Source organism: Cupriavidus sp. 01L46, from assembly GCF_056399905.1.
The window spans coordinates 1-14,608 of the sequence record NZ_JBFTSF010000157.1 but is presented as its reverse complement, the minus strand read 5'-3'; the positions used below and the strand labels follow the sequence as shown (position 1 = coordinate 14,608).

At 69.0% G+C, this 14,608-nt stretch carries 12 protein-coding genes; 5 read left to right on the top strand and 7 right to left on the bottom strand.

Annotated features, from left to right (window positions below):
* Positions 1–125: 125 nt before the first annotated feature.
* Both AC1DS3_RS24215 and AC1DS3_RS24210 read right to left on the bottom strand, forming a co-directional pair.
* Complete coding sequence (locus AC1DS3_RS24215) at positions 126–1,646, bottom strand: CoA-acylating methylmalonate-semialdehyde dehydrogenase (RefSeq protein WP_441638747.1); 1,521 nt, start codon at positions 1,644–1,646, stop codon at positions 126–128.
* Between the two features lie 100 nt (positions 1,647–1,746).
* Positions 1,747–2,880 (bottom strand): acyl-CoA dehydrogenase family protein, encoded by a 1,134-nt coding sequence (locus tag AC1DS3_RS24210; RefSeq protein ID WP_441638749.1) that lies wholly within the window; start codon positions 2,878–2,880, stop codon positions 1,747–1,749.
* A gap of 214 nt (positions 2,881–3,094) precedes the next feature.
* Here AC1DS3_RS24210 and AC1DS3_RS24205 point away from each other — a divergent pair, with 214 nt between their 5' ends.
* Entirely contained in the window at positions 3,095–4,132 is a 1,038-nt protein-coding gene (locus AC1DS3_RS24205) for an AraC family transcriptional regulator (RefSeq protein WP_441638751.1), read from the top strand.
* 19 nt (positions 4,133–4,151) lie between these two features.
* On the opposite strand, the gene AC1DS3_RS24200 is transcribed toward AC1DS3_RS24205, so the two are convergent.
* Positions 4,152–5,351, bottom strand: a complete 1,200-nt coding sequence (locus AC1DS3_RS24200; RefSeq protein WP_477128116.1) for a GGDEF domain-containing protein — start codon at positions 5,349–5,351, stop codon at positions 4,152–4,154.
* A 283-nt stretch (positions 5,352–5,634) separates the two neighbouring features.
* Between AC1DS3_RS24200 and AC1DS3_RS24195 the strand changes: the two genes are divergently transcribed.
* The 4 genes from AC1DS3_RS24195 to shc all read left to right on the top strand — a co-directional run bounded on the left by AC1DS3_RS24195 (position 5,635) and on the right by shc (position 10,427).
* On the top strand, positions 5,635–6,594 hold the full coding sequence (locus AC1DS3_RS24195) for a LysR family transcriptional regulator (RefSeq protein WP_441638755.1): 960 nt from the start codon (positions 5,635–5,637) through the stop codon (positions 6,592–6,594).
* Between the two features lie 261 nt (positions 6,595–6,855).
* A complete protein-coding gene (locus AC1DS3_RS24190) occupies positions 6,856–7,605 on the top strand; it encodes a substrate-binding domain-containing protein (RefSeq protein WP_441638989.1) in 750 nt (249 codons plus the stop codon).
* A gap of 186 nt (positions 7,606–7,791) precedes the next feature.
* Positions 7,792–8,367 (top strand): TetR/AcrR family transcriptional regulator, encoded by a 576-nt coding sequence (locus tag AC1DS3_RS24185; RefSeq protein WP_441638757.1) that lies wholly within the window; start codon positions 7,792–7,794, stop codon positions 8,365–8,367.
* 98 nt (positions 8,368–8,465) lie between these two features.
* Positions 8,466–10,427, top strand: coding sequence for a squalene--hopene cyclase (shc, locus tag AC1DS3_RS24180; protein ID WP_441638991.1), 1,962 nt, complete (start codon positions 8,466–8,468; stop codon positions 10,425–10,427).
* Between the two features lie 59 nt (positions 10,428–10,486).
* Here shc and AC1DS3_RS24175 read toward each other — a convergent pair whose 3' ends face one another.
* The 4 genes from AC1DS3_RS24175 to AC1DS3_RS24160 all read right to left on the bottom strand — a co-directional run.
* On the bottom strand, positions 10,487–10,960 hold the full coding sequence (locus AC1DS3_RS24175) for a hypothetical protein (protein WP_441638759.1): 474 nt from the start codon (positions 10,958–10,960) through the stop codon (positions 10,487–10,489).
* A 246-nt stretch (positions 10,961–11,206) separates the two neighbouring features.
* Positions 11,207–12,700 (bottom strand): FAD/NAD(P)-binding protein, encoded by a 1,494-nt coding sequence (locus tag AC1DS3_RS24170; RefSeq protein WP_441638761.1) that lies wholly within the window; start codon positions 12,698–12,700, stop codon positions 11,207–11,209.
* A gap of 7 nt (positions 12,701–12,707) precedes the next feature.
* Entirely contained in the window at positions 12,708–14,027 is a 1,320-nt protein-coding gene (locus tag AC1DS3_RS24165) for an acyl-CoA dehydrogenase family protein (protein WP_477128115.1), read from the bottom strand.
* A gap of 56 nt (positions 14,028–14,083) precedes the next feature.
* Positions 14,084–14,608: substrate-binding periplasmic protein (locus AC1DS3_RS24160; RefSeq protein WP_477128114.1), on the bottom strand; the 525-nt coding region annotated here is incomplete at its 5' end.

Sequence of the window (14,608 nt, the reverse complement as noted above, 5' to 3'; positions counted from 1 at the left end):
CAGGTTTACAGCGGTTTACAACCGCTTTTCCACCTTCGCCCCCCAGATTTGTGGGTAATCCTGAGCACTTGTGSGAGAGGGGCCGGGGGAGAGGGCGGGCGCTGGCCGAAGCCGATGCGTGCCAATCAGCGCAGGCTGATCGTCGTATTCACCCCATCATTCACCGTTGCATCGTCAAACCACCTTGCCGTGACGGTCTTCGTCTGCGTATAGAACTGCACCACTTGCTTGCCATAGGGGCCGAGGTCGCCGAGCTTGGAGCCGCGTGAGCCGGTGAAGCTGAAGTAGGGCACGGGTACCGGGATGGGGATGTTGATGCCGACCTGGCCGACGTCGATCTCGCTCTGGAACTTGCGGGCAGCCGCGCCACTTTGCGTGAATACGCCGGTGCCGTTGCCGAAGGGGTTGCGGTTGACCAGGGCAATGGCTTCGTCCAGCGTGTCGACGCCGATCACTACCAGCACCGGGCCGAAGATTTCCTGKGTGTAGATGGACATCTCGGTGGTGACATCGGCAAACACGGTCGGGCCGATGAAATTGCCTTCGGGGTAGCCGGCTACCTGCACGTTGCGGCCATCGAGCGCCAGCGTGGCGCCTTCGCGTTCGCCGGCTTCGATCAGGCCGAGCACGCGCTGCTTGGCGGCGACGGATACCACCGGGCATACGTCGGTACCGGGCTCGATGCCGGCGCCGACCTTGAGCGTGGCGGCCTTGCGCACCAGTTCGGGCAGCCATTCGCGCGCGGCGCCGACCAGCACGGCTACCGACGTCGCCATGCAGCGCTGGCCGGCGGCGCCGAAGGCCGCGCCGGCCAGCGCGTTGAGCGTGTGCTCGCGGTGCGCGTCGGGCAGCACCACGGCGTGGTTCTTGGCGCCCATCATCGATTGCACGCGCTTGCCGTGCGCGCCGGCGAGGTTGTAGACRTGGGTGCCCACGGCRGTGGAGCCGACGAAGGAAACCGCCTTGATGTCCGGGTGCGTGCACAGCGCGTCCACCACCTCGCGCGCGCCATGGACCACGTTGAGCACGCCGGCGGGCACGCCGGCCTCGATGGCCAGCTTGACCAGTTCCATGGTGGAYAGCGGGTCTTGCTCCGATGGCTTGAGCACGAAGGTGTTGCCGCACACGATCGCCATGGGGAACATCCACAGCGGGATCATGGCCGGGAAGTTGAACGGCGTGATGCCGGCGCACACGCCAATCGGCTGCTGCAGGGTGTAGGTGTCGACGGTGGCGGCCACGTTCTCGGCAAAGCCGCCTTGCTGCAGCGTGCCGATCGAGCAGGCGTGTTCCACGACCTCAAGCCCGCGGAAGATGTCGCCTTCGGCGTCGGCCAGGGTCTTGCCTTGCTCGGCGGTGAGGATGGCGGCGATGCGCTTGCTGTGCTCGCGGATCAGCGCCTGGTACTTGAGCATGATGCGCAGGCGCGCGCCCAGCGGCGTGTGGCGCCACGTGGCAAAGGCGCGGTGCGCGGCGCCCACGGCGGCATTGACCTCGGCTGCGGTGGCCAGCGGCACTTGCGCCAGCACCTGCTGGGTGGCCGGATTGACCACGGGGCGGAATTCGGTGGCGGCGGACTCCACCCACTCGCCGTTGATCAACAGCTTGACGGTGGGCACGGCGGCGTTGGGGTTCTGGGCACTCATGGGGTAGTCTCCGTCGGTTCTAAGTGTGGGTGCTGCAAGGCAGGAAAGTGGTCGGGCAAGTGGTCGGGCAATTCGTCGGGCGAGTGGTCGGGCAGCCGGCTCAGAGGGTGCGGGCGATCAGCATGCGCTGGATCTCGCTGGTGCCTTCGTAGATCTGCGTGATGCGGGCGTCGCGGTAATGGCGCTCGACCGGATAGTCTTCCAGGTAGCCGTAGCCGCCATGGATCTGCAGCGCCTTGGAGCACACGCGCTCGGCCAGCTCGGAGGCATAGAGCTTGGCCTGCGAGGCTTCCGACAGGCAGGGCTGGCCGGCCGTGCGCATATGCGCGGCGCGGTGCACCAGCAGGCGTGCCGCGTTGAGCTCGGTGGCCATGTCGGCCAGCATGTTGGCAATAGGCGCATGCTCGCGCAGCGGGCGGCCAAACTGCACGCGCTCGGCGGCGTAGCGGCARGCGGCTTCAAAGGCCGAGCGGGCGATGCCGAGTGCCTGCGCGGCAATGCCGATGCGCCCGCCCTCCAGGTTCGACAGGGCAATGCGCAGTCCCTCGCCGGGTTCGCCGAGCAGCGCGTCGTGCGGCACGTGGCAGTCGTCCAGCGTGATGGCGCAGGTGTCGGAGGCGCGGATGCCCATCTTGCGCTCGGGCGTGTGCACCGAGAAGCCGGGCGTATCGGTAGGCACCACGAAGGCCGACAGGCCGCGCTTGCCTTGTGCCGGCTCGGTGGCGGCAAACACGATGGCCACGCCGGCGCGCTGGCCGTTGGTGACGAACTGCTTGCTGCCGGACAGCACCCAGCCATTGTCCGTGGCGCGTGCCCGGGTGCGCAGGTTGTGCGCTTCCGAGCCGGCCTGCGGCTCGGTCAGGCAGAACGCGCCGATGATCTCGCCGCTGGCCAGGCGCGGCAGGTAGCGCTCTTTTTGCGCCTGCGTGCCGTAGTGCAGGATCGGGCCGCAGCCCACCGAGTTGTGCACGCTCATCAGGGTGGCGCAGGCAGCGCAGCCGGCGGCGATTTCCTCGATGGCCAGCGCGTAGGCGATGTAGTCGGTATACGTGCCGCCCCATTCCTCGGGCACGATCATGCCGAGCAGCCCTAGCGCGCCCATCTCCGCCACCACCTCGGGCGGCAACTGGCCGGCACGGTCCCACTCGGCGGCGCAGGGCGCCAGCCGCTCGCTGGCGAAGGTGCGAGCGGTGTCGCGGATCATGGCTTGCTGTTCGCTGAATTCGTGGTGCATGGCGGCTCGGGTTGGGCCGGGATTGTCGTTGGGGGCACGCAATCCAGGTGAGGCTGGCGGTCTGGTGGCCCGCACTGGGCGGGAGTGTTGGCAGCAAGTGTAGGAAGACAGGCGGGGCGCTCCTATGCCAGAATCCGCCAACCTTGCTGAACTCGTTTGCCACTGCCGGCAAGCCCGGGCCAGGAAGCCATCCGTTCCAGATCCTTGCCTTTCCATGGAAAAACACAGCGTCGCCATCTGCTTCGTGCATCACGCCATCGCGGGCTTGCGCGCGCGCGGCATCGCGCCGGAGCCGGTGCTGCAGGCGGCGGGCATCGTGCCGGCCCTGCTGGCGGTGCCGCAGGCGCGCGTGTCGGCGGCAAGCTATAGCGCGTTGTGGCTGGAGGTGGCCGCCGCGCTGGACGACGAGTTCTTTGGCCAGGACTCGCGCCGCATGAAGTGCGGCAGCTTTGCCATGCTGTGCCACGCCATTGTCGGCAGCAAGACGCTGGCGCAGGGGCTGGAGAGGGTGGTGCGTTATTTCGGTTTGCTGCTGGACGATATCGGCGTGCGGCTGGAGCGCGAAGGCGTGGGCGGTGAGCCGGGCGCCGGCAAGCGCGGACGGGCCGCCCTGGTGCTGACGGCCACCTCTAGCCAGCCRCCGGGCGTGTTTGCACAGGAGACCATGCTGATCATGCTGCACGGGCTGATGAGCTGGCTGCTGCGCCGGCGGGTGCCCGTGCTGCTGGCGGCGTTCAGCTATCCGGAGCCGGCCTATAGCGCCGAGTACCGCCTGATGTACTCGCGCCACCTGGCGTTCGGCCAGCCGGCCACGGCGCTGGTGTTCGACGCGGCCTGGCTGGACCAGCCGGTGCACCAGGACGAGCGCAGCCTCAAGGCCTTCCTGCGCGACGCACCGCACAACGTGGTGGTGAAATACACCGACCGCACCAGCATCATGGCGCGGGTGCGGCGCCAGTTGCGCTCGCAGCCGCCGGAGCAGTGGCCCACCTTCGACCGCCTGGCGCACGACGTGCATATGTCGTCATCGTCGCTACGGCGCCGGCTGATGGAGGAGGGTGGGACCTACCAGCAACTGAAGGATGAGATGCGGCGCGACCTGGCCATCGAAGCGCTGAGCCATTCCAGCCGTCCGCTGGCGGAAATCGCGGCCGAGCTTGGCTTTGCCGAGCCGGGTGCGTTCCATCGCGCCTTCCGGCGCTGGACCGGGCTGCGGCCCGGGGCGTACCGGGGCACGCCGTTGCAGGCTTAGGACCGCCTTTCCGGCTCAGTCAAAGTTTGCCAGTGGCCAGTTCGGCGGGCACGCCGGCCGCTGCCGGGGCAGGCACGTGCGCCAGCATGCGGTTGCGTCCCGACAGCTTCGCCATGTAGAGCGCCGTATCGGCGCGCGCGGTGAGTTGCGCCAGGCTCTCGCCGGGGTGCCACCGGGCATAGCCGCCGCTCACCGTGTAGCGCACGGTGCCAAACGGGCCGCTGACTCGGCTACCTTCGGCCAGCAGGCGGATGCGCTCGGCGGCAGGGCGGGCCTCTTCCAGCGAATTGGCGGGCAGCAGCACGACGAATTCCTCGCCGCCCATGCGGCCGATGCTATCAGGCGCGCGCAGGCTGGCGGCGGCCAGGCGCGCGAACTCCACCAGCACGGCATCGCCGGCGGCATGGCCGAAGGTGTCGTTGACCGCCTTGAAGTGGTCGATGTCGATGATGAGCAGCACCGGCGGGGGGCCGCCGCGCCCGGCGCGCGCCAGTTCGCGCGCAGCCTCGTTCTCGAACGCCTTGCGCGACATCACGCCGGTCAGGAAATCTGTGTTGGCCACGGCCTCGAGCTGGCGCACCATCGCGTCGTGGATCATCAGCACGGCGCCCATGGTKAGCCCCGGCATAGCCAGCGCGCCGAGCACCAGGAAGGCGGCATTCAATCCGGGCGTGCTCGTCGTGGCCGGATGGTCCATGACCGAGAGCGCGGACAGCACGCCCCGCAATGCATGCGCCGCGGACAGGAAGAAGGCGAATCCGGCGGTGGTCAGGTAATGGCTGGCCGGGCGCGCGCGCGGGCGGTAGCGCACCAGCACGTACCCCGCGCAGGCGCAGAACGTGGCGTGGAATGCCGAGACGATGACCACGCGGGTATTGAAATCATTGAATACATAGCGCCACGTCACGACGCCGGCCACCACGGCGAGGGTGCCGGCGATCATCGCGCGCCAGGGTGGCTGCCGCCCGCAGAAGCGGGCGATGCCCGCATGAAACAATGCCAGCCCCCAAGCCAGCGCGCCGTTGGCCACCACGATCGACAGCACATCCGGGATCCTGTCGCGCAGTGTAATCAGCAGCAGCKCGACCATGGCCGTCAGGTTGGCCTGCCACCACAGCGTCGCGCCCGGCTGGCCGCAGCGCCGCAGCGACCAGACGATCGCCAGCATCATGACGCTAAGGAGCGTCGTGACGGCTAGCAGGGCGAGCGGGTCCGACATCTGCAAATATCCTCCGGTGCAGTGGGTGGGCGCGATGAGACGCGATGCGGCTTGATGAGACGGGTCGGCTCGCCGGGCCTGGCGGCGAAGCTCGGGAGAATACCTCAGTGGCGCTGCCCCCATTCACCTACGCACGTGGGGTGTCGGACATCCGCCTGCCAGAGGCTGGCGCGAGAGGACGCGCCGGGGGGCGGACGGCTAGAATGCTGGGCGGAGCGCTTTGATCGGCGGGGCGCATCAATGCCTGCCTGATCCCTTCATCATTGCCCTAGCCTGGAACACAATGCAACCGATCAGATTCGACCTCGGCGACCTGCAGGCGATGGTCGCCGTGGTGGAGCAAGGCGGCTTCCGCGCCGCCGCCGAGGCACTCAGCCTGTCGCAGCCGGCCCTGTCGCGCCGTATCGACAAACTGGAGCAGGCGCTCAATGTGCGGCTGTTCGAGCGCACCACGCGCCGCGTCACCCTGACCGTGGTGGGCCGGGAGTTTGTCGGCAAGGCGCGCGCGCTGCTGGCGGAGGTGGAATCTTCCCTGATGGGCATCGGCGACGCGGCCGCGACGCGCTCGGGCGAAGTGACGGTTGCCTGCGTGCCGTCGGCGGCGCATTACTTCCTGCCGGCGGTGATCGCGCGCTTTCATGCGCAATTCCCCAACGTCCGCGTCAAGATGGTGGACGAAGGCGCCAACGTCGTCCTGCACAGCGTGGCCAGCGGCGAGGCGGACTTTGGCCTGAACTTCATCGGCACGCAGGAGGCCGACCTGCTGTTCGAGCCCTTGCTGCGCGATCCTTTCGTGCTGGCTTGCCGCCACGATCATCCGCTGGCCCGGCGCCGCTCGGTGAAATGGGCTGAACTTGGCGCCCACACGCTGGTAGCGTTAGCCAAGTCGAGCGGCAACCGGCTGATGCTGGATCTTGCCCTGGCCGAGCTGCCGCTGCGGCCGGCCGCCTTCTACGAGGTGCGCCATGTCAGCAGCGTGCTGGCGCTGGTGGAAGCCGGGCTGGGGGTAGCGGCCGTGCCGCGCCTGGCGCTGCCCGGTGGCGAGCGTGCCACGCTGGTCGCGGTTCCCCTGCGCGATCCCGCCGTATCCCGCACGCTGGGCATCCTGCGCCGCCGTGGGCGTACGCTGCCGGCGCATGCGCAAGCGCTGTACGACATGGTCGGGCAGGCGGTGGCACGGCGCGGCAGGAGCGCGGCCACATCGGCGCAAGGCGGGGGTACTGGCACCGGAATTGATGCGTAAAACCGATCAAAGCCAAGAAATATTGCATTATCGCCGTGCGCGGTGCTTGCATACAATGGTCGGCCTGTGCCGCGGAGACTGAAGCGGGCAGGCCGATTCCCATTTCAATGCCCACAGAGAGCGCATATGACCATGCCGACCATGCCGACCATTGCCGTGCCGTACCCCGTCAAGGCAGCCCGCAAGCTTGTTCCCCCTTCCCGTTTCCCTCGGCAACACAAGCAGCCATGGCTGGCACTTCTGCTGGCCGGCGTGGCCAGCATGGCGCTGGCCGCCGGCAATGCGCTCGCCGACGAGGTCAAGGTCATGAATTCGGGCGGCTTCACCGCAGCCTACAAGGCGCTTGGCCCGGGCTTCGAGAAGGCCACCGGCAATACGCTGTCCACCGCATGGGGCCCCTCGATGGGCAAGTCGCCCGAGGCCATTCCCAACCGGCTCGCGCGCGGCGAGCATGCCGACGTGGTGATCATGGTGGCCTATGCGCTGGATGACCTGATCAAGCAAGGCAAGGTGCTGCCGGACAGCCGGGTCGACCTGGCCGATTCGCGCATCGGCCTGTCGGTGCGCGAGGGCGCGCCCATGCCGGATATCAGCACCGTCGATGCATTCCGCAAGACCCTGCTGGATGCCAAGTCCATCGCCTACTCGGACAGCGCCAGCGGCGTGTATGTCGAGACGGAGATGTTCAAGAAGCTGGGCATCGAGGCGCAGGTCAAGGGCCGAGCCCACAAGATCGAGAAAACGCCGGTTGGCAGAGTGGTGGCGCAGGGCGATTACCAGATCGGGCTGCAGCAGGTCAGCGAGCTGCTACCGGTCAAGGGCGCCAGCTTCGTTGGCAAGATTCCAGAGCCTTTGCAGAAGATCACTACCTTCGCCGCCGGCGTGCCGGTGGGGGCGGAGCATCCGGAGGCCGGGCGCGCGTTGATTCGCTATCTGGCTTCGCCTGCGGCGCGGGGGGAGATCGAACGCAGCGGGATGGATCCGGTCGTGGGGGATACGCGGGGGCAGTGAGTGTGAGAGGCGGGGCGGGCGCTGGTTGCGCGTTCGCCCTGGCGCTTGCCCTGGCAATCGGGAGCAGCGGCGAAGCGGCTCGCGCAGGTCTGCGCCTGCGCGAAGAGACTTCATTCTGAAACGGGTTCTTGGCGCGCCGCGCATCCGGATTCAAAACAATCCGTCTGGATGGTATGATCCGCGTCCATGACCGAAGCACACCGCCGAAAGAAGCAGCCCGACGTGCTGCGCCCGCAGCTATTGCACGCCGCTGCCCAGCTCGCACTCGAATCCGGCCTGCGCGCCGTGACGCTGGATGCGGTGGCGGCGCGTGCCGGCGTCAGCAAGGGTGGCTTGCAGCATCATTTCCGCAACAAGCAGGCGCTGCTGGACGCGCTCTTCGACGATGCGGTCGAGACATTCAACGCCGATGTGGCCGCGTCGATCGCCGGCGACACGCAGGCTGAGGGCCGCGCGGCGCGGGCCTATATGCGAGCGACGTTGCAGGAAGAGCGGAAAGAGGACGCCGCCAGCTATCTGCATCTGCTGCTGGCGTTGATGCTGACCGATGCCGATACGCGCGATCGCTGGGCACCACGCATCGCCGAAATCGCAAGGCCCGATCCGCTGCCCGCTGCGGAAGCGGCGAGGCTGATGATTTGCCGCCTGGCTGCTGACGGGCTGTGGCTCGCCGACCTGCTGGGCAGCCAGTCGATGGAACCCGGGCTGAGGGCCGAGGTCCTGCGCCAGCTGGACCAGATGACGCGGTGCCAGCCGCAATGAACGCACGATCGAACGCTCAATTGAGTACCTCCCTGAATACCCAACTGAATACCCAGCCAAGCGCTCAATTTAGCCCCTGGCAGGACGCCGGCACGCCCGTGCAAGACACACCCGCCACACCCGCCACACCGGGCGCCGACGCAAATTTGCACCGGGCCATCGACGCGGCCCGCGAGGCTCTGCTGAGCCACCAGCAGCGCGACGGCCACTGGTGCTTCGAGCTGGAGTCGGATGCCACCATTACCGCGGAGTACATCCTGATGATGCACTTCGTGGACGAAATCGATGCCGACTTGCAGGCGGCGATGGCCGTCTACCTGCGAAGCATCCAGCGGCAAGACCGTCATGGTGGCTGGGACCAGTACCACGGCGGTGCGCTCGATGTGTCATGCAGCGTCAAGGCCTACTTCGCGCTGAAGGCGGCCGGCGACGACCCTGATGCCCCGCACATGGCCCAGGCCCGCCGCGCCATCCTGGCGCAGGGCGGGGCCGCCAAGTCCAATGTTTTCACCCGCATCCTCCTGGCCACGTTCGGGCAGGTGCCTTGGCGCGCCACGCCCTTCGTGCCGGTCGAGCTCATGCTGTTCCCACGCTGGGCGCCGGTGCATCTGGACAAGATGGCCTACTGGGCGCGCTCCACGCTGGTGCCGCTGACGGTGCTGTGCTCGTTGCGGGCCAAGGCCGCCAATCCGCACGGTGTCGGGGTCAGCGAGCTGTTCGTCACGCCACCCGAGCGCGAGCGGCACTATTTCTCCCGCGAGGGCCTGATGCGCAAGGCTTTCCTGGTGGCAGACAAGCTGGCACGCGCGATCGAGCCGCTGATTCCCGCTGCGGTGCGCCGGCGGGCGATCGCCCAGGCGCAAGCCTGGTGCGTGGAGCGGATGAACGGCGAAGATGGCCTGGGCGGTATCTTTCCGCCGATGGTGTACTGGTACGAGATGATGACGCTGCTTGGCGTGCCGAAGACCGATCCGGCACGCGCTACCTGCCTGGCCGCGATCCGCAAGCTCGTGGTGCGCCGCGCCGACGGCTCGGCCTATTGCCAGCCCTGTCTGTCACCGGTGTGGGATACCGCCTGGAGCATCATGGCCTTGCAGCACGCCGGCACCGACGCGCGCACACAGCAGGCGGTGCAGCGCGCCTACGACTGGCTGGAAGCGCGGCAGGTGCGAGACCTGCGCGGCGATTGGGGCAAGCACGTGCCGGCGTCGGTGCAGCCCGGCGGCTGGGCGTTCCAGTACGCCAATGCCTATTACCCGGACATCGACGACAGTGCTGTGGTAGCGGCCATGCTGGCCGTGCAAGCGCGCCGAATCGGCCAGCCCGAGCGCTACCAGGACGCGGTCGCGAGCGCCGTGAAATGGATGGTGGGCCTGCAATCGCGCAACGGCGGCTTTGGCGCCTTCGATGCCAATTGCGATCGCGAGTACCTGAACCGCATCCCCTTCGCCGACCATGGCGCCCTGCTGGATCCGCCCACCGAGGACGTTTCCGGGCGTGTGCTGCTATGCATCGGCCTGAGCGGAAACCGCGAAACGCACGCCGCCGCCGTCGAGCGCTGCGTGGCCTACCTGCGCCGCGCGCAGCGCGCCGACGGCGCCTGGTGGGGACGCTGGGGCAGCAACTATATCTATGGCACCTGGAGTGTGCTGGCGGGCCTGGCGCTGGTGGGCGAGGACGTGCGCCAGCCCTATATCCGCAAGGCAGTCGACTGGCTCCTACGCTGCCAGCACGCTGACGGCGGATGGGGCGAGACCAACGATAGCTACTTCGATGACTCGCTGGCCGGCACCAATGAAGGCGAGAGCACGCCCAACTGCACCGCCTGGGCGCTGCTGGCCCTCTTCGCCGTGGGCGAGGTGGATACGCCCGCGGTGCGCAGGGGCATTGCTTACCTGCTGGACTGCCAGGCTGGCAGCGGACTTTGGCAGCATCCGTCGCACAATGCGCCGGGCTTCCCCCGCATCTACTACCTGAAGTACCACGGCTATACCGCCTACTTTCCGCTATGGGCGCTGACGCGCTACCGTCAGCTGGCAAGGCGCCCGGTGGAGAAGTAGGTGCCGAGGCGCCCCGAGGCGCCCCGAGGCGCCCCGAGGTGCCTCACAAGGCCCTCCGGTCAGTCACGCATCGCCGGCATGGCGTTGCCCGTCAGCAGTACCGCCGCTTGCTCGCCATACGCCACCACGTAACCGCCGTTGGACGCTTGCCATGCCTGGGCGCCTTGCCGGTCGGCGAACCAGAGTTGCTGGTAGTCGCCGAACTGTCCAAGGTCGAGGCGGTAGCGGTCCAGTACCCTGGCGGGCCGGCCGTCGATGTCGCGTTTGCATGCGGACCAGCTGGTGTAGCCCAGTTCGGCCGCCAGCAGTTGCAGGCAGTGCTTGAGCTGCAGGGTGTGGCGCAGCCGGTAGAGTTCCGCGACGCTCTCCGTACGTACCTGCGTGCGTACCTGCGCGCGGTGGATGCGCCGGATTACCGGTAGCGCCTGCATGGCTTGTTCGGCGTGGAGCTGGCGCAGCAGCCTGCGTGCATGGCGGCGCAGGAAATCGCTATTGGGGGGGCGAGCTGGCGTGTTGAGTGTCGTGAGCCACATGTCATGTCCTTTGCAATGCCGTTTCCCGCGGCGGCAAAAAAGGTCAACGGTGTGGTTCTTGCAACGAACTGGCGGTGCCGGGCTGGATCGCTCGGCACCGTACGGTACGGGCGGGCAGGTGCGCTGGCTTTTGCGGGAGCGGGCGCCCTGCCGGCGCCCGGACCAGATTATATKCCAACGGCGGGTGCGCTTGGCAAGCGTTGCCGGTTTCAGGCTGCGCGTTCCCTTTGGCCGGATGCCAGGCAGCTAAGCTGCCTGCGCCTCGATTTCGGCCGTTAGTCCGAGTTCCTCCGCCAGCCGTGCCGCCAGCGCTGCGGCCTGGTTGCGCACGTCGATGATGGTGCCGGACTCCCACAGCGCCCCGCGCAGCGGCGCGCCCAGTGCGCTGAGGCCCGGCACGAGGCGGCCGCCGCGATCGAATACGCGGCCGTGCGCATCGCCGTCCAGGCCGGATCCGGCTGCCGCTGGCCGGACCAGGCCGCGCGCCAGCAGGCTGCGCACCAGCGGCCGGGTGTTGCCGGCGTGCCAGCCGTATTCCGCGCCGGTGCAGTTGATGGCGGCGTCCACCGTGGCCGGGGCTTGCAGTTCGCGGGAGAGGTGCAGAGCTACGCGGACGTGTTTCTCCGCTTTGCCTGTGGGGCCGCGTTGCCAGCCGGTGGCGTCATTCACTTCATTCTTGCTGGCCACGGCATCGAGCGCGGTGACGCGGGCGGCGTGCACATGCAGGCGGCCCTGCGCACGCACGGCCTCGAAGACCGCGTGCGTGGGCGGTGCCGCGCGATGCAGCAGGTTGTCCCAGAAGGGGCGCACATGACGCAGGAAGCGTTGGCGCTCCGGCACGCTGGCGGCTGCCCACAGCGGGCCGATGTAGGTGCGCAGCGCGGGCGGCACGCTCTGCCAGTCGAGGCCCCGGGCGGCCAGCTTGTCGCACTGCTGGCGCACCCAGCGGACCACGCCGCGGGCGGTGGGCGCGGCCAGCGCTTCGGGCCCGGCGGCGGCGAGGAAGTCATCGCAGGGGCCGGTGTTGCGGCGCAGCCAGGGCACCAGCGCGCGCCGTGAGAACGCGTGGTAGGTGCCGGTGAAGCCGTGCCGTTCCAGCGTGGCAACCACGTCGAGCATGGTCAGGCTGGTGCCGATCAAGGCGATGTCGCGCGCGCTGGCGAGCCGGGCGAGTGCATCGGGTTGCCAGGGATCCGGGATGTAGCGGCCGACGGCCTCCAGCGTGTCGTCTTGTGCCAGCGCTGGCCGTGCCTGCTGCACGCCGGTGGCCAGCACGATGTGGTCGGCGTCCCATGCGCGGCCGTCGGCGCCGCGCACGCGGTGCGGCACGCCGATGGTCACGTCGGTGATTTCCGTACGCACGTGCTCCAGTGTGGCGCGTCCGGCGGCGCCGGCCAGGGCGCGCGCCAGGGTGTCTCGCAGGTAGTCGCCATAGACGCTGCGCGCAGCGAAGGCATTGTCGGCCTCGGCGGCGCTGGCATGCCCGTGGCGCACCAGCCATTGCGCGAAGTCCTCCAGCGCTTCGGGATACAGGCTGAAGTTCAGCGCGGGCCCGTTCAGGTAGTGGGCCGGGTCTTGCGTGCTGTAGGCCAGGCCGCGCCCCGGCTCGGCGCGTGGCTCGAACAGGTGGATAGCAAGTGGGGCGCTACTGTCGCGCAGCAGGCGGATGGCGGTCAGGGTGCCGGCCATGCCGCCGCCGACGATGGCGATGCGGCGCGGCTGGGAGTCGGGTCGGGTCATGATGGCCTCAGGCTTGGCTGCCGGACGGCGTGGCTGCCGCGGCATGGGTTGCGATGTCGGCCGCCGCGCRCAGGGCCTGCGCGCCGGCGCCGGCCAGGATCGCGTCGTTCTGCGGCGTGTGGATGCGGCTGCAGAGCACGTTGCGGTAGTGGCGCTCAAGCGGGTTGCCGCGCGACAGGGCGGGGTTGCCGGCGTGCCTGAGCGCGAGCTCCACGGCGGCGATGGCGTTGTCGGTCACGTTGAGCTTGAGCAGGTTGCTGTCGCTCGCGCTGGCCGGCACGCTGGCATCGGCGTCCGCGCTGAAGCGCTCCAGCAGGACGCGGTTGGCCAGCAGCCAGCCGTCGATGCGGCCCACCGCTTCCTGGAAGCGCGGCAAGGTGGCCAGCGGCGCGCCCAGGCTGCCGGGGGCGCGCAGGTTGAGCCATGCCACGAACCAGTCGCGGGCGCTGCGCGCCACGGCGTCGTAGAGCGTGCCGAGCAGGGTCGATGTCCACACGGCCCAGGCCGGGTCGTAGCGCTCGCCCCAGGCGGCGGGCAGGCGCAGGTCGACCGCGTAGGCGGCGGGCAGCGGCGTGTTATCGAAGATCACGTCGTGGCTGCCGGTGGCGCGCATGCCGAGGTGATCCCAGGTGGGCACCACGCTGATGCCGGGCGCGTCGCGCGGCACCAGGAACACGCCGGTGCGCGGGACCGGCTCGTCGGTGCGCCCCCACACGGCCAGCCAGCTCAGGGCCGGGATGCCGGTGGAGTAGATCTTGTGGCCGGACAACAGCCAGCCCTCGCCATGCCGGCGCGCCACCGTGGCCGGCAGGCCGCCGCGCGCGGGAGACCCCAGTTCGGGCTCCACGCGCAGCGAGTTGATCAGCGCGCCTTGCTCCACCGCGCTGCGCTGCACCTGCTCCCGCACGGGCGCCGGCCATCGCGTGTCTTGCGCCAGGTTGCGGTGTCCAAGGATCTGCATCACCAGCACCAGCGCGGTAGACGGATCTCCGGCGGCAACGTGATGGACGATGCGGCGGGCGTCGGCTAGTCCCGCCCCGGCACCGCCAAGCGCGCGCGGCACGGTCAGGGCGAGCAGGCCAAGCTGGTGGAGCTCGGCGATGTTCTCGAAGGCGAAGCTGCCATCGCGGTCATGGGCGGCGGCGCGCGCGGCAAAGCGTTCGGACAACGCATGCAGTGCTTCGTCGGAGGGAAGCGTGGGCGTTGCGCGGGCCGCGCCGGGCGGTGGCGGGGCCGGCTCGGCAGGCTCCGCCGAGGCAAAGCCGCTCTCGCGATGCCACTGGGAAATCCGCTGCCGGCTGGTGGTGCCGGTGGACTGCAAGCTCATGGTTGCTCCTGTCGTGTGCTTGTGCTGTTTTGTCTTTGGTTATGCGTGGCGGGTGCTTAGTGGCAAATCAGCCCGCTTTCCACCAGCATCATGTTGAAAGCGGCGTCGCCTGCGGCCGCGTCGCGCAGCCGCGCAAGGCGCCCGTCGCGCTGCCAGCGCGCCAGCCATTGCGCCAGGTAGCGCGCGGATTGCGCGTCTGGCTGGCGCAGCGCCAGCGCCGCGCCCTCGCCGTCGAGCACCAGCGGCGCCGCGGTAAAGAAACGCCATTCGGGCAAGCGCATCACCCGGGCGACCAGCGTGGCGTCTTCCGCCACCGCCGCGCACTCGCCGCGGCGGAATGCCAGCAACGCCTGCAGCGGCGAGGGATAGCTGCGCAGCGCGGCGCCGGCGCGCACCAGCGCGGGTTGAAAAGGGCTGCCCGCGCTCACGCAGGCCGTCTTGCCGTTGAGGGCTTGGAGCCGGCTGACCGGCGTGTAGCGCAGCGTCAGCAGGGTGCCGCGCGGGGTGGCCGGTGCCGGCACGGCAGCCGCGCGCGGCTGTCCGCCGTCCTGCGGCGCGCCGAAGGCGAGGTCGACGTCGAC